Below are 14,361 nucleotides of genomic sequence, written 5' to 3' on the forward strand. Positions count from 1 at the left end.
AGGGAGAAAAAACATGAATGAATTAAAACTTTACATGAAAAAGCTCTACGCCATTACAGGCGGTAAACTGATTGTCAATGTGATCTGTATGGTCGTCATCAGTATTCTAGAAGGGGTAGGCATCTATATGCTCGTTCCTATGCTGGCGGCAATTGGCATTTTAGGCACAGGGTTTGGTGGATCGCTGCCACTAGAATGGTTAAAATCTCTATTGCAATACATTCCCCAAGACTCCCAGCTTGCTGTAGTGTTGATTATCTTTGTCAGTATTATAGCTTCCCAAGCTTTGTTACAGCGTAATCAGACCATTCTGAGTTCGCAAATACAGCAGCATTTTGTACATACACTTCGTTATGAAACTTATCAGCTTCTATTACAGTCGAAGTGGGAGCTGTTTATGAGCAAGCGTAAATCGGATTTTAGTCACATTTTGACTTCTGAGCTGGCTCGTGTCAGCCAGGGTACTACACTTCTCCTAAGACTGACATCCGCATCTATTTTTACACTAATACAGATTGGCTTTGCCTTCTGGTTGTCTCCGAAACTGACTTTGCTCGTATTAGGTAGCGCAGCGCTACTTTTCTTTTTACTGCGCCCTTTTGTACACAAAGCCAAAAAGCTTGGTGACCACACTTCCGATTTATCTCAGCAATATATGTCCGAAATTGTAGAGCATTTTAATGGCATGAAAGACATTAAGAGCAACGGGCTTGAAAAGCAGCATGTTCAAGGATTTCGGGCATTGTGCCTGAGGATGGAACAAAATATGGTCGATTTTATCAAATTGAATTCTGCTACACAACTTATCTATCAGATCTCAGCTGTCATCATCATTGCTTTATTTGTTTACTCTTCTATACATCTCTTTGCATCTCAAGGGGAGTCGTTGCTGCTATTAATCGTAATTTTCACCAGGCTGTGGCCGAGATTCTCAATGATTCAAACAAGTATAGAATATATTGTGTCTATGATTCCCGCATTTCGTAGTTTGATGCAGCTCCAAAGAGAATGTGAGGGGGCGAGGGAGAACAAGGACTTTACCGAAAATGAATCTGATTATTCAGATAGAATGCCCATCCTTCTAAAGCATGGAATTCGATATGGGCAGTTGTCTTATCGTTATCCTGGTCAAAAGAAAGATGCACTTCATGGAATCAATGCTTTTATTCCTGTTAATGGGATGACAGCAGTCGTAGGTCGATCTGGTGCGGGGAAGAGTACATTCATTGATCTTCTGATGGGCCTTATAGAGCCAACAGAAGGAGAAATATTGCTGGATCACGCTCCTCTGCATGAGGAGCAGCGTATGAGCTGGAGACAATCCATCAGTTATGTCTCGCAAGATCCTTTTTTATTTCATTCGAGTATCCGTGATAATTTGTTACTGGTCAGGCCTGGTGCCACAGAAGAAGAGTTATGGGAGTCTCTAGAGTTTGCTGCTGCTGGGTTTGTCAAAAAGCTGCCACAGGGGCTGGATACGGTCATTGGGGACCGCGGTGTACGTTTATCCGGGGGAGAACGGCAACGCATTGTACTGGCGAGGGCTATTTTGCGGAATCCTTCCGTTCTGATACTGGATGAGGCTACGAGTGCACTGGATAGTCAAAATGAGCTGCACATTCAGGATGCTTTGGATGCACTCAAAGGATCGATGACCATTATTGTTATTGCTCATCGATTATCGACCATTCGAAATGCAGATCAGGTCATTGTACTTGAGGAAGGAAGGGTCATGCAACAAGGAGAATATGAAGGATTGGCAAGTGATGAAGAAGGGGCTTTCGGACAGCTGTTATCCTACCAGACGAAGGCGACATGATCTTTTAACCATCACCACTCGTCTGGAGGACGATCTTCTAAAGGTTGTCCAGTTCTTGTAGGAGCCGTGTAATTGAAGTTTCTACATCCAGGAGCTCGGTATCGATGACGATATCGGGCTTATTTGGTATGTCGTAGGGTGCGGATACACCTGTAAAATGAGGGATTTCCCCTTTTCTTGCTTTGTTGTATAAACCTTTTGGATCTCTTGCTTCACAAACTTCCAGTGGACACTGGACGTAAACCTCAACAAATTGTCCGGGTGCAAACATTTCTTTTACCATTTGACGATCTTCTTCATGCGGTGAAATGAATGCAGCAATGACGTAAAGTCCCGCATCAAGAAACAGCTTGGAAACCTCGCCTATTCGTCGTAGATTTTCTTTGCGGTCGGCCGGGCTAAAACCAAGGTCCTGATTAAGACCCCGGCGTACCTGGTCCCCGTCGAGAATGTAACAGGGTACTCCCTGTTCTGCCCAGACTTGCTTGAGGTGAGTGGCTAGTGTCGTTTTGCCTGAACCCGATAAGCCGGTAAGCCAGATAACGCGTGGTGAAAGACTGGATGTTCGTAATGTGAATTTTGTACTTGCTCCCAATCTGTAATCCTCCTAATATTAAAAATACTTGAAAGCTACCATCAATTTCATATATTTTCCATTATACCACGAAGAACAATTCTAATCGGATTTAAAAGTTGGATTTCGGGGTAAACATCATTCAGGTCAAGTAGAAATGAATTGATGAAAAGTATTGGAGGAGGCACTACTATGGTAGAGAAAAAAGGACCCTTACATATAAATGTTCAGTTTAAGTGTCTAGAATGTAACGAATCGATTCTCGTTCAATTTGTGGAAGAACAGATGGCTACCGTACGCTGTGCGACTTGTCAGCAAGGATATACGCTGATGAAACCAACCATTGGACAGGAAATTTTACTGGACTGGGAAAAAGAAGCGCTTTTCCAAAAAATCCGGGCAGAACAAAATGAACAGGACAACACAGAGATGATGGCTCTCCTGATTAAAATTGTAGAACTACTAACATGGAAGGACGAAGGTCATGGGCAGATTCAGGCTATTGAAGCAGCTCGAAGCTGGCTGTCTCACTCAGGAAAATCGAATGTTGTTCGTGAACTGTTACAGATTATTTCAGAGCAGGAGAATCGGAAGGATTACCGAAGGTAAGCTCTAACTTACAAGGGATGACATAAAAAGTTGAATTCTTGCTCATATTATCTTAAGAACAATAATGTGTAGATGATAGGAGCGGATTCATGATGAAAAAGTGGTTTATGGCGAGCATGATGATCATCTTGATCATGTCCGGTGCCGGTATCCATAATATACAGGCTTCCCCTGTAAGAGATGCGTTTCACTTCGGTTTCAAAAAAAGCAAAGATGGCCAGCTTCCGTCCATTAATGAGGAAGGTTTTAAGGAAATTCTTATGAAAAACGAAGCGATATTTCTTGGAGACACCAAACAGAAGGAATTGTATCTGACGTTTGATAATGGATATGAGAACGGATATACACCTGCAATTCTTGATGTTCTTAAAGAAAAGAAGGTTCCAGCGGCCTTTTTCGTAACAGGGCATTATTTAAAAGATAAGCCTGATTTAGTACGAAGAATGAGTCAGGAGGGGCATATTGTCGGAAATCATTCCTGGAGTCATCCGGATATGAGCGTAACTCCAGATGCCAAAATTATAGAAGAGCTGGATAAGGTCAAACAGGAAGTCGTTGCTCTGACAGGAAAGGAAATCCCTTATCTTCGTCCACCTCGCGGAATCTTTAGTGATCGTTCGTTAACTGTCAGCAAAAATCAAGGTTATATCAATGTGTTTTGGTCCGTCGCTTATAAAGACTGGGATACGAAGGTGCAGCATGGCGCTCAGTATGCTTATGATCAAGTTATGAAGCAGCTTCATCCCGGAGCGGTTATCTTACTCCATTCCGTGTCTAAAGATAATACGGAAGCGCTAGGTCAAATTATTGATGCGGCAAGAGCACAGGGCTATACGTTTAAAAGTTTGGATGAGTTGAAAACAAAAACCTATTAGTCCGCTTCTAATTTTATCGTTGTAAGATAAAAGAAAACACCTTTTCCAAATGGAAAAGGTGTTTATTGGGCTATGCTTTTACGTAGATAAGTCCAATGGTTTTAGGCCCACAATGGCTCGAAATTACGCAACCTGCAGTAGATAGTTCTACATGCTTAGCTTTAGTTTGTTCTTTTAAAGTCTTCTGGAGCATAAGAGCGTCTTCTTCACACATGGAATGTACGACGATAATCGTATCGTTATCCATTTCATCCGCCTTGCTAAGTGCATTCGTCAGCATTTGATCGATGGCTTTTTCCCGTTTTCCTCTGACTTTATAAGCAGGGGTCATTTTCCCATTAATAACCTTGATTACAGGTCTGATTTTGAGCAGACTGCCTATCAGATTTTGCATTCCTGAACAACGGCCGCCCATGTATAGATAATCAAGGGTATCGATGACAAACTCGGTGTCTACTTTAGGTCTCATCCCGGTCAGCAGGTCAACAATTTCAGAAACAGATTTCCCTTGTTCTGCAGCGCGAACAGCTTGCATAACAAGTACGCCAATTCCTGATGACAGATTAAGGGAGTCAAATACAGTAACACTTCCTTCAGGATATTCACCTGATGCGAGTAAAGCATTTTGATACGTAGAAGAAAGCTCTGACGAGAGGCTGATATATAAAATACTATAGCCCTGATCTATGTATGGACCAAAAGAAGCCATAAAATCAGCAGGTGAAGGTGCAGCCGTTTTTGGAAGACGGCCTTCACGACCTACCCTTGCATAAAGCTCTTCGGGGCTAATATCAACACCATCTTTTAACGATTCATCGCCAAACACGGCATAAAGAGGAACAATACCAACCTCATGTTGCTGGGCCCAAGCCTTAGGCAAATCACTGGTGCTGTCCGCAAAAATTTTAATTCGCGACATTATAATCCCCTTTTTATTAAATTCATTTTGCATACGTTCTTAGTATAAAGCATATAGACTTACGTAGCAAAACGCTATGACATATTTTTTAGATAAAACTAAGACTGAAGAAGCCAACAACGATTAATAATACAACACCATTGATGATCATTCCAATGGTTGGGAAAATTTTCTTTCGGTTTTTAAGAGAAAGTCCAATAATGGCCAAAATGACACCTACTAGATTAAAAGTTAATCCGATAAAAATCATAATTCCGATCATAATCACATAAAAGCTATCTAGCATCGCTTCCGGAGTTGGATTCTCCATAATTTCTGCTGCCGCCGCTGGAGCAAGGGCAAGAATAACGGTATAAGCAATGAGCGCGAGGATTCCGATCACGAGAGACGCAATTCCTGGTCCAGAATGCTTCAATGGCGCCGCTGGGGGTTGAAATGTTCCATAAGGATTATTCACTTCAAGTAGTTCTTCTTGTTTTGTATCCAAGGTTTTACGATCTTCTTCATTATTATCCATTCAACTACTCCTTATATGCAGTTTTAACTTTTACTTTTCCATAAATTCTTTAAAAATGCAAGAAAAACGAAGCTATTAGCAAAATCTCTGAATGTTGCAGTTTAGTGACAAACCTCACCCTAGATCTAGCTTATCATAAACCAATTGATGTAAGATGAAAGGAAGACGATAGGAACAAGGAGTGAAAAGTAAGCATGGCAAGAAAATGGATTGGTATCGGTGCTATTTTTTCAATGCTTTCCGTTATGATCGGTGCATTTGGAGCGCATATGCTAGAACCTATCATTGGGGAGGACAAGATTTCGGTATACGAGACAGGTGTCCAATACCATATGATACATGCGCTTGGACTTATTTTGATCGGAGTCATTGCGAAACTTTTTGGGGAAAGCAAACTACTTGTTTGGGCAGCAAGGCTGCTGTTTATTGGTATCATTCTGTTTTCTGGAAGTTTGTATGCTCTAAGTGTAAGTGGACTAGGTCCATTAGGAGCAATTACTCCGCTTGGCGGGGTGTGTTTTATTGCAGGTTGGATATGCTTAGTTGTTTCCGCCTTGAAAAAATAAAAAAACGGTTTGTCTCTTTAAAGAGACGAACCGTTTTTTTATACGTATTTTTCAATTTCAGAAGTGTGAATGGAGTAGACTTGTTTCTCGTCTACATGATATACACTAACCAAATTGGTTCCACGATCATAATTCAAAATTCGACACGGAATACTTTTTTGAAGCCCTTTTTTGTCTCGTATATCTATTCGAATGAGTCTGCCCGCTTGCATTGCTGAGTTAATCCAATCGTCGGTAGGACTTGTAGAAGCAGGTATGGATTGTTCTGGATGCAAAGGAGAGACTTGTCCTCTTACTGCCTGATTCACTGTATTGGAATAGCTTCTATGCTTCATGGGTTCAGGATGAATGTAGCCACTCTGTTGCGGAGTGGTCGGATACTTGTCTGTTTCTGGAGAGGAGTTTTGTTGTAGAGCTTGTTTGATGATTGCCCCCAGCTCAATGCCGGACTGTATACGAAAGTCACTGATCCCATCCTGAGCATTGAGAATTTCGAGCAAAGCTTGCAGTGCATAGGCATTGGAACGACTATGAATCATGATATCTACATTAAAAAGAAAACCTTGTTCATGATTTATGTTTGATGAAAATAATGAATTGTTCATGTTTTGATTACCCCACACCGCAGATTTCTGTTACATTTTATGGATATGTATTTATCTAACTATATCATTAAAATGCAAAAAATAATAGTGCGATAGACATATAATGTTACAAAGGAACCATTAATTAATCAGGATAGTTGATATTTTAATAGGTTTATGGACACGTTTTGACAAAAAAATATTACTCCGCTACTGTCCACGCAGTTTGAAAGACCTAGGAATATGATGTCGAGACGTAAAAGTGAAGGGGGTGTTTTTCGCAAATGGTTACATTAGAACCGGTTCAAGTTGGAGATTATACCCTAACAGCAGTGGAAGTGAAGTTACCTAAAACGACGCTTATTACCGTTTCGACATCAAAGGGGTATATTATGTGCGGAGCGCTCGATGTGGGTTTACTTAATGAACGTCTGGGACAACGACAAATTATTGCAGCAAGAGCAGTCGGAGTTAAAACCGTTGCAGAATTACTAGCAGCGCCAATGGAATCCGTAACACACGAAGCCGAGAAGCTAGGTATCGTACCAGGCATGACTGGGGTGGAGGCACTTATTAGAATGATGTAATGGAGGCGCTTCTTATCCAGTGCATAAAAAAAGCAGTCCCCAGTAGAGGGGCTGCTTTTTTATGTAAATCTATTTCTATTTACGCCTGATTATCAGAATACAAAGCCTTTAAATTTTGGTCAAAAGGTGCTCGTACGATCCCTTTTTCCGTAATAATAGCAGTCACATACTCGCTTGGTGTCACGTCAAATGCAGGGTTGAACACTTTAATTCCTTGTGGAGCGGTTCGCTTACCGAATCCTTCTGTCACTTCTTCAGCAGCTCGTTCCTCAATAGGGATATGAGCGCCTGACGGCGTATTCAGGTCAATGGTTGACATCGGGCATGCTACATAGAATGGGATTCCATGAGCTTTTGCAAGAACAGCTACACTGTATGTACCGATCTTGTTGGCTACATCGCCGTTTGCGGCTACACGGTCTGTACCAACTATAACTGCTTGGATCCATCCCTTGGACATGACCATTCCCGCCATATTATCCGTAATAAGAGTGACATCGATTCCAGCTTGTTGCAATTCAAATGCAGTCAGACGTGCACCTTGAAGTACAGGGCGAGTTTCGTCTGCAAAAATTTTGAGATTTATTCCTTGTTCCTTGGCAAGATACATCGGAGCTGTTGCCGTACCGTATTTTGCTGTCGCTAACCCTCCGGCGTTACAGTGTGTAAGTACACCCATACCATCTTGGAATAAAGGCAAGGCATTTTCGCCAATCCGTCTGCATACTTCTTCATCTTCTGTACGGATCGTTATTGCTTCTTGTTCAAGAGTCTCATTTAATTCCGAAATGGAAAGGTGATTAGAATCTTGACTCCGCTTTACGGCTACCGCATACATACGGTCGAGCGCCCAGAAAAGATTCACCGCTGTAGGCCGAGAAGTTGCGAGATAATCACATACTTCCTTTACTTTGATGAGCCATTCCTCTGTATTTCCTTCTTGATATTTGCGTGCTCCCAGTACAACTCCAAATGCTGCTGCGATACCGATAGCTGGAGCACCGCGTACTTTCATGGCATGAATCGAATCCCATATTTCTTCCGGTGTGAACAGGTCAAGCATGACTATGGATTCTGGCAACAGTCTCTGATCGAGGAGTTCGAGTCGGTCCCCTCTCCAGTTTAGTGAAATTAACGGATTGAATTCAGTATTCGTGCTGTAAGTGCTCATCGTTGTCCTACCTTTCCTTTACTTGCATCAGAAATAAGATTCATAAATTCAGAGATTGATGTAATCTGACGGTGATTTTTCACCAGACTTTTACCAATGGTGAGTGCTTTACGTTCAGCCTGTTCTCTTAGGGCTGCATCTTCAATCGTATCGATGTCTGCTGCATGGGCAAGTCCGACAATACGGCGAATCATTTTGCTGCCAGCAAATCCGGCGCTATCTTGAAGGAGCCTTGTAATATACAGTTCTTGATAACCTTTTGTGCGAGCCATATAGTCCTGAACATCTTGTTCCCACAGCGCACGGAAATGGAGTTCAAACTCATTCCATACATCCTGAACCATATCGAGCAATTCTTCTTCCCGTGTTGCGGCAGCAACGCCTTCTGAAATCCAGCCGGGTACAGACGCATAGTGTAGAAGTAGATTAGCAAGAACCGCACCGATGTCAAAACCCATCGGACCATAATAACCAAATTCGGGGTCTATTACTTTTGTAGATTCTGGTGTGATAAAAATACTTCCTGTATGAAGATCTCCATGCAGCAAGGCTTGCGTTTGGGTTAGGAACTTTTCACGTAAAATCGCAATTTCCAAGTGTAGTTCTGTGTCCGTACGTAGCGCTTCAGCCTCATCTTCAATAATAGGGGAGTAACTGTTGCGTTCTGAAATACGATAAGGTTCTTCAAAAATAAGATCTTCGGTAATTTTACATTGATCAGGGTTTACGAATTTTTTGACACTTTCCTTCTTAAGAGACTGATCCATTGCTAGGTCAGATGTGTAGAAAAGAGTCCGAGCCATAAATTGTCCGATATGTTTCGCAAACAAAGGATAATGGTTTCCTTCTATTAAACCTTTTCTCATAATGACATGATCACTGAGATCTTCCATGATTGTAAGGGCAAGTTCATCATCATAATAATATACTTCCGGAACAGAGCCTGGGCAGAGTCTGTACTCTTCCTGAAGAAGCTCACGTTCAATTCTTGCACGGTCTAGTGATAGTGGCCAAGATTCGCCAACAATTTTCGCATAGGGTAAGGCCTGTTTAACGATAACACTTTTGCTGGAATTTATATCGGTAACATGAAAAACGAGATTCAGGTTACCGTCACCTATTTCCCGGCAAGTAAGTTCGCTGTTAGCATCAAATAAATCCAGTACTTTCTGAGACAGTTGCATAGCTTCATCAAGAGTTAAAGGATGATATGAAGACAAGGTAGGCACCTCCGCTAAAGTATATGATAAAGAACAAACCCAACTTCTTTACTTGGTATATCAGTATATCGGATTCACTTACAATTTTGTAGCATTATTTTGGTACCTTCATCCGTTCTAAAAGTCTAGTTTTCTTTTCGAGAGCAAGATAGAGTTGTTTCATCAAGTAACATGGAGGGTAAATCTAAAGTAGCAGCGAAGAGAGGAAAAGAAACTTCCGATCTTCACCAAATAAAATGATTTCTAATCTACATAAGGATTGGAAACTCACATTATATAATAAGATAAAGGATGGGATATTAATGGCTAAGTCAACGAACAAAACCCAAACTAAAGCAGGCGTAGAACAAATTTTGAACCGCGAAGTCGCGAACTTAAACGTAATGTATGTGAAAATTCATAATTATCACTGGTATGTAAAAGGTCCTAACTTCTTCACATTGCATGTGAAATTCGAAGAATTATATAATGAAGTTACTCTTCAGATGGATGCAATTGCAGAGCGTCTCCTTACTATTAAAGGAAGCCCCGCAGCAACAATGAAAGAATATCTTGAGATTGCTTCCATTCAAGAAGCAACGGGCGGCGAAGATCCAAAAACAATGGTACAAAATATTATTGAAGATTTCGCTACATTGTCGGAAGAGTATGCAGAAGGTATTGAAGCAGCAGGTGAAGCTGGCGACGAGCCTACAGCAGATATGTTGACTGGTTTCCAAGCAGACTTAGAGAAACATATGTGGATGCTTCGTTCTTACCTCGGTTAATAACAAAAATAAATGTCAAAACTTTAAAAAGACTGACCATTTAGGTCGGTCTTTTTGGTATATATGAAGGATAGATAATTAATTCGTGAAAAAAGCGGATCTAATTTGATTCAGTCCCATATTTAATATAGAATTCATATGTATCAGGTGTTTCCAATCTAAATGTTTCTCTTTTGTTTTGTTGATTTATGCAGATAAGGGTATTTTGTACACGAAGTCTGTAAACTTTTTAACATAAATGACTTGAGAATCATTGAGAATCAGTTTAGAATTATTATAAAGTGACGCTTTATAAAGTGAAGCTGGAAATCAAGGGGAGACCCTATTTAGATAAACATTATGATTTCGAGTGAGAAATTATTTCATTGGAGGTTAAGGCACATATGGCTACAAATTTCGTCATTGAAGGACTTAAAGCAGAAATAGAAGGTAAGGAAATTCTGAAAGGAATTAACCTTAGCATGAAAGGTGGAGAAATCCACGCAATCATGGGACCTAACGGAACAGGTAAAAGTACTCTTGCTTCCGCACTTATGGGACACCCTAAGTATGAAGTTACCGGCGGTGCGGTAACATTGAACGGTGAAGATGTACTTGAGATGGAAGTTGACGAGCGTGCTCGTGCAGGGATGTTCCTTGCTATGCAATATCCAAGTGAGATCGCTGGGGTAACAAACTCTGACTTCTTGCGTAGTGCAATCAATGCACGTCGTGAAGAAGGAAGTGAAATTTCCCTTATCAAATTTATCCGTCAAATGGAAGGTAAAATGAAAGAACTCGAAATGAATCCTGAGTTTGCTCATCGTTACCTGAACGAAGGCTTCTCCGGTGGTGAGAAGAAACGTAATGAAATTTTGCAAATGATGCTCCTTGATCCGACACTTGTCATTCTTGATGAGATTGACTCCGGTCTTGATATCGATGCACTTCGCATTGTAGCAAATGGCGTAAACGCAATGAAGAGCGAAGATCGCGGATTCCTGATCATCACTCACTACCAACGTTTGCTTAACTACATCAAACCAGATTATGTTCACGTTATGATGCAAGGACGCATCGTAAAATCCGGTGGTCCAGAACTTGCTGAGCGTCTAGAAGCAGAAGGTTATGACTGGATTAAAGAAGAACTGGGTATTGAAGATGAGACTGTAGGTCAAGAAGCGTAAAAGATTAACGGAGGAGGACAAAAGTAAATGACAACACAAACCATTCTTCCGGTTGATTCCGTAGCGCTTCGTGCGTTATCCGAAAGCAGAAATGAGCCGGCTTGGCTGACAGATCAGCGCCAAGCAGCGCTTGAACTTGCTGGTAGCCTTGCGCTTCCGAAACTGGAAAAAACTAAAATTGAACGCTGGAATATTTCAGCATATGGACAATATAAAGCAGCAAACGCGATGACTTTAGGAGATGCTCCAGAAGCGATTCGCTCCCTTATCAAGGAAGAAGAAGACGGAACTTTGCTCATTCAGCGTAATTCCGGTGTCGTATACAGTAATCTATCCAAAGAGCTAGCAGATCAAGGTGTTATCTTTATGGATCTTGAGACAGCTGTACGCGAACATGAAGACCTTGTTAAGAAACATCTTCACACTGCAGTGAAAACTGATGAGCACCAGCTTACGGCGCTTCATTCTGCAATCTGGAACGGAGGGATCTTCCTCTATGTTCCTCGTAATGTGGTGATTGATAAACCAGTTCAGGCTATTCTGTTGTCTGATGATGGTACTGCAACATTTGCACCACACATTCTGATTATTGCAGATACGAACAGTTCGGTAAGTTATGTTGATAACTATGTGTCTGGACCACTGGATGCGAAGGTATCGCATATCGGTGTAGTCGAAGTGTTTGTTAAAGCGGGAGCAAAAGTCCGTTTTGCAACCGTTCATCAATTTGGTGATCAAGTGACAGACGTTTCGTTCCGCCGTGCAGTAGTAGAGAACGACGCTTCTATCGAATGGATCGTTGGTGAGATGAACATTGGTGATACAGCGAGTGATACACTTTCCGTGCTGAAAGGCAATGGCTCCACTTCCGATCAAAAAACGATTGCAGTAGGTGCAGGTTCTCAGAAACTGAACTATACTACGCAAGCGAAACATTTCGGTAAAAGCTCTGCTAGCCAGATGATTACTCGTGCTGTTATGAGAGAAGAAGCCACTGCAATCATCAACGGTATTACCAAAATCGAGAAGGGTGCAACCAAAGCCGATGGTCAGCAAACAGAACGTGTTCTTATGCTGAGCCCGAAAGCACGCGGAGATGCGAACCCAATTCTTCTCATTGATGAAGATGATGTTACAGCAGGTCATGCTGCTTCTGTAGGTCAAGTTAACCAAGAACAAATCTATTATTTGATGTCCCGTGGTATTTCCCGTACGGATGCGGAAAGACTCATTATTTACGGATTTTTGGCTCCTGTTGTTTCTGATATTCCAATGGAAGAATTGCAAGTTCAATTGCAATCTCTCGTTGAAAGGAAACTAGGACAATGAACGCCGAAGAGATTCGGAAACAGTTCCCCATCCTCCATCAGGAGATCAACGGGCATCCGTTAGTATATTTAGATAACGCAGCGACTTCCCAGAAGCCGCTCGCTGTTATTGAAGCAATGAAACACTACTATGAGTGGGAAAACTCAAACGTGCACCGCGGTGTTCATACCCTTGGCAGCCGTGCAACGGATGCTTATGAAGGTGCCCGTGAGAAAGTAGCAAAATTCATCAATGCAAGACGTACGCAAGAGATCATTTTTACGAGAGGTACAACAACGGCACTTAATATCGTTGCTTCCTCTTATGGTCCTTCTGTATTGTCTGAAGGTGATGAGATTGTTATTACTCCAATGGAACATCACAGTAACCTAATTCCGTGGCAGCAACTAGCTTCGCGAACCGGTGCTGTTCTAAAATATATTCCACTTCAGCCAGATGGTAGTGTATTGCTAGCTGATGCAGAATCAACCATTACGCCAAGAACCAAAATTGTATCTATGGCATATGTATCTAATGTCCTTGGGGTGATCAACCCTGTGAAGGAAATTGCTGAGATTGCTCATCTTCATGGCGCGGTTATGGTCATCGATGGGGCTCAAAGTACTCCTCATATGAAGGTTGACGTTCAAGATCTGGACTGTGATTTTTATGCTTTGTCCGGACACAAAATGTGTGGCCCGACCGGCATCGGTGCACTTTATGGCAAGAAGGCGCTGCTTGAGTCCATGGAACCGGTCGAGTTTGGCGGCGAAATGATTGATGATGTAGGATTATATGAATCTACCTGGAAAGAACTCCCTTGGAAATTTGAAGGGGGAACTCCAATTATTGCTGGGGCAGTAGGTTTAGGTGCAGCTATTGATTTCCTTGAGGAAATTGGCATGGATGAAATTGCGAAGCATGAGAGTGTTTTAGCTAATTATGCTATGGATCGGTTATCCGAGATTGAAGGAATTACGATCTATGGTCCAAAGAAACGTCATGTTGGACTGGCAACCTTTAATCTAGATGATGTTCATCCTCATGATGTGGCTACTGTACTTGACGCAAGCGGAGTAGCAATACGTGCTGGGCACCATTGCTGTCAGCCGCTTATGCGCTGGCTGGAAGTAGGTTCCACTGCACGTGCTAGCTTTTATCTATATAATACAGAGCAAGACGTAGATCGTCTTGTCAGCGCCTTAATCCAGACAAAGGAGTATTTTAGTGATGCAACTTGATGATCTGTATCGGCGCGTAATAATGGACCACTATAAAAATCCGCGAAATCGGGGAACCTTTGCTGATGACGCAGTCACAGTAGATTTAAATAACCCGACTTGCGGTGACCGGATTTCATTGCAGCTTAAAGTTAAAGACGGAATTGTTGAGGATGCAAAGTATTCAGGAGATGGCTGTTCGATCAGTATGTCTTCTGCTTCCATGATGACAGAGGCTATTAAAGGCAAATCGATGGAAGAAGCTTTGAACTTGGCAGAGCGTTTCTCGTCCTTGATGCAAGGAGAGGAACAAGAATTTGACGAATACGAAGATATTGAAGCCCTATCCGGTGTTAATAAATTCCCAGCACGTATCAAGTGTGCAACGCTTGCATGGAATGCTCTGCGTAAAGGGATTGATGAGGATCACAAATCACAATAACGATAGGGAGGTAGACC

The 14,361-nt window shown here is 41.9% G+C and carries 16 protein-coding genes; 10 read left to right on the forward strand and 6 right to left on the reverse strand.

What is annotated here, in order from left to right; all coding sequences use genetic code 11:
* Positions 1–13: 13 nt before the first annotated feature.
* Positions 14–1,819, forward strand: coding sequence for an ABC transporter ATP-binding protein (locus tag KFT32_RS08870; RefSeq protein ID WP_211746782.1), 1,806 nt, complete (start codon positions 14–16; stop codon positions 1,817–1,819).
* Between the two features lie 37 nt (positions 1,820–1,856).
* Here KFT32_RS08870 and cysC read toward each other — a convergent pair whose 3' ends face one another.
* Positions 1,857–2,414 (reverse strand): adenylyl-sulfate kinase, encoded by a 558-nt coding sequence (gene cysC, locus KFT32_RS08875; RefSeq protein ID WP_211746783.1) that lies wholly within the window; start codon positions 2,412–2,414, stop codon positions 1,857–1,859.
* A 171-nt stretch (positions 2,415–2,585) separates the two neighbouring features.
* Between cysC and KFT32_RS08880 the strand changes: the two genes are divergently transcribed.
* Together KFT32_RS08880 and pdaA are read left to right on the forward strand one after the other, a co-directional pair.
* The gene (locus KFT32_RS08880; RefSeq protein WP_211746784.1) at positions 2,586–3,002 is read left to right on the forward strand and encodes a hypothetical protein; all 417 of its coding nucleotides are present in this window, start codon (positions 2,586–2,588) and stop codon (positions 3,000–3,002) included.
* A gap of 92 nt (positions 3,003–3,094) precedes the next feature.
* Positions 3,095–3,877 (forward strand): delta-lactam-biosynthetic de-N-acetylase, encoded by a 783-nt coding sequence (pdaA, locus tag KFT32_RS08885; protein WP_211746839.1) that lies wholly within the window; start codon positions 3,095–3,097, stop codon positions 3,875–3,877.
* A gap of 70 nt (positions 3,878–3,947) precedes the next feature.
* Here the strand turns inward: pdaA and KFT32_RS08890 are convergent, their stop codons facing one another.
* Together KFT32_RS08890 and KFT32_RS08895 are read right to left on the reverse strand one after the other, a co-directional pair.
* Complete coding sequence (locus tag KFT32_RS08890; RefSeq protein WP_211746785.1) at positions 3,948–4,796, reverse strand: DegV family protein; 849 nt, start codon at positions 4,794–4,796, stop codon at positions 3,948–3,950.
* An 88-nt stretch (positions 4,797–4,884) separates the two neighbouring features.
* A complete protein-coding gene (locus KFT32_RS08895; RefSeq protein WP_211746786.1) occupies positions 4,885–5,313 on the reverse strand; it encodes a hypothetical protein in 429 nt (142 codons plus the stop codon).
* 194 nt (positions 5,314–5,507) lie between these two features.
* Between KFT32_RS08895 and KFT32_RS08900 the strand changes: the two genes are divergently transcribed.
* The gene (locus KFT32_RS08900) at positions 5,508–5,879 is read left to right on the forward strand and encodes a DUF423 domain-containing protein (RefSeq protein ID WP_211746787.1); all 372 of its coding nucleotides are present in this window, start codon (positions 5,508–5,510) and stop codon (positions 5,877–5,879) included.
* 38 nt (positions 5,880–5,917) lie between these two features.
* On the opposite strand, the gene KFT32_RS08905 is transcribed toward KFT32_RS08900, so the two are convergent.
* On the reverse strand, positions 5,918–6,484 hold the full coding sequence (locus KFT32_RS08905; protein WP_211746788.1) for a hypothetical protein: 567 nt from the start codon (positions 6,482–6,484) through the stop codon (positions 5,918–5,920).
* A 263-nt stretch (positions 6,485–6,747) separates the two neighbouring features.
* Between KFT32_RS08905 and KFT32_RS08910 the strand changes: the two genes are divergently transcribed.
* The gene (locus KFT32_RS08910) at positions 6,748–7,050 is read left to right on the forward strand and encodes a YunC family protein (RefSeq protein ID WP_211746789.1); all 303 of its coding nucleotides are present in this window, start codon (positions 6,748–6,750) and stop codon (positions 7,048–7,050) included.
* A gap of 79 nt (positions 7,051–7,129) precedes the next feature.
* On the opposite strand, the gene mtnA is transcribed toward KFT32_RS08910, so the two are convergent.
* Positions 7,130–8,221: an S-methyl-5-thioribose-1-phosphate isomerase gene (gene mtnA, locus KFT32_RS08915; protein WP_211746790.1), complete on the reverse strand. Its 1,092-nt coding sequence runs from the start codon at positions 8,219–8,221 to the stop codon at positions 7,130–7,132.
* Complete coding sequence (gene mtnK, locus KFT32_RS08920; protein ID WP_211746791.1) at positions 8,218–9,441, reverse strand: S-methyl-5-thioribose kinase; 1,224 nt, start codon at positions 9,439–9,441, stop codon at positions 8,218–8,220. Before mtnK ends, mtnA begins: the two co-directional genes overlap by 4 nt.
* Positions 9,442–9,743: 302 nt before the next feature.
* Between mtnK and KFT32_RS08925 the strand changes: the two genes are divergently transcribed.
* The 5 genes from KFT32_RS08925 to sufU all read left to right on the forward strand — a co-directional run bounded on the left by KFT32_RS08925 (position 9,744) and on the right by sufU (position 14,344).
* The gene (locus tag KFT32_RS08925; protein WP_211746792.1) at positions 9,744–10,208 is read left to right on the forward strand and encodes a Dps family protein; all 465 of its coding nucleotides are present in this window, start codon (positions 9,744–9,746) and stop codon (positions 10,206–10,208) included.
* Positions 10,209–10,591: 383 nt separating this feature from the next.
* Positions 10,592–11,374, forward strand: coding sequence for a Fe-S cluster assembly ATPase SufC (gene sufC, locus KFT32_RS08930; protein ID WP_211746793.1), 783 nt, complete (start codon positions 10,592–10,594; stop codon positions 11,372–11,374).
* Positions 11,375–11,401: 27 nt separating this feature from the next.
* Positions 11,402–12,703 carry a Fe-S cluster assembly protein SufD gene (gene sufD / locus KFT32_RS08935; protein WP_211746794.1) on the forward strand — a complete coding sequence of 434 codons (1,302 nt, stop codon included), beginning with the start codon at positions 11,402–11,404 and terminating at the stop codon, positions 12,701–12,703.
* Complete coding sequence (locus tag KFT32_RS08940; protein ID WP_211746795.1) at positions 12,700–13,923, forward strand: cysteine desulfurase; 1,224 nt, start codon at positions 12,700–12,702, stop codon at positions 13,921–13,923. The genes sufD and KFT32_RS08940 overlap by 4 nt, the downstream gene beginning before the upstream one ends.
* Positions 13,913–14,344, forward strand: a complete 432-nt coding sequence (gene sufU, locus KFT32_RS08945) for a Fe-S cluster assembly sulfur transfer protein SufU (RefSeq protein ID WP_211746840.1) — start codon at positions 13,913–13,915, stop codon at positions 14,342–14,344. The genes KFT32_RS08940 and sufU overlap by 11 nt, the downstream gene beginning before the upstream one ends.
* Positions 14,345–14,361 lie beyond the last annotated feature (17 nt).

It is taken from the genome of Paenibacillus sp. Marseille-Q4541, from assembly GCF_018310695.1.
Lineage (GTDB): Bacteria > Bacillota > Bacilli > Paenibacillales > Paenibacillaceae > Paenibacillus.

What these genes read in the sequence shown, in the direction of transcription:
- KFT32_RS08940 (WP_211746795.1), top strand. Translation starts at nt 12,700, where the DNA reads ATGAACGCCGAAGAGATTCGGAAACAGTTCCCCATCCTCCATCAGGAG.
- sufD (WP_211746794.1), top strand. Translation starts at nt 11,402, where the DNA reads ATGACAACACAAACCATTCTTCCGGTTGATTCCGTAGCGCTTCGTGCG.
- pdaA (WP_211746839.1), top strand. Translation starts at nt 3,095, where the DNA reads ATGAAAAAGTGGTTTATGGCGAGCATGATGATCATCTTGATCATGTCC.
- KFT32_RS08895 (WP_211746786.1), bottom strand. Translation starts at nt 5,313, where the DNA reads ATGGATAATAATGAAGAAGATCGTAAAACCTTGGATACAAAACAAGAA.
- mtnA (WP_211746790.1), bottom strand. Translation starts at nt 8,221, where the DNA reads ATGAGCACTTACAGCACGAATACTGAATTCAATCCGTTAATTTCACTA.
- KFT32_RS08905 (WP_211746788.1), bottom strand. Translation starts at nt 6,484, where the DNA reads ATGAACAATTCATTATTTTCATCAAACATAAATCATGAACAAGGTTTT.
- sufU (WP_211746840.1), top strand. Translation starts at nt 13,913, where the DNA reads ATGCAACTTGATGATCTGTATCGGCGCGTAATAATGGACCACTATAAA.
- KFT32_RS08880 (WP_211746784.1), top strand. Translation starts at nt 2,586, where the DNA reads ATGGTAGAGAAAAAAGGACCCTTACATATAAATGTTCAGTTTAAGTGT.
- KFT32_RS08900 (WP_211746787.1), top strand. Translation starts at nt 5,508, where the DNA reads ATGGCAAGAAAATGGATTGGTATCGGTGCTATTTTTTCAATGCTTTCC.
- KFT32_RS08910 (WP_211746789.1), top strand. Translation starts at nt 6,748, where the DNA reads ATGGTTACATTAGAACCGGTTCAAGTTGGAGATTATACCCTAACAGCA.
- KFT32_RS08925 (WP_211746792.1), top strand. Translation starts at nt 9,744, where the DNA reads ATGGCTAAGTCAACGAACAAAACCCAAACTAAAGCAGGCGTAGAACAA.
- KFT32_RS08890 (WP_211746785.1), bottom strand. Translation starts at nt 4,796, where the DNA reads ATGTCGCGAATTAAAATTTTTGCGGACAGCACCAGTGATTTGCCTAAG.
- sufC (WP_211746793.1), top strand. Translation starts at nt 10,592, where the DNA reads ATGGCTACAAATTTCGTCATTGAAGGACTTAAAGCAGAAATAGAAGGT.
- KFT32_RS08870 (WP_211746782.1), top strand. Translation starts at nt 14, where the DNA reads ATGAATGAATTAAAACTTTACATGAAAAAGCTCTACGCCATTACAGGC.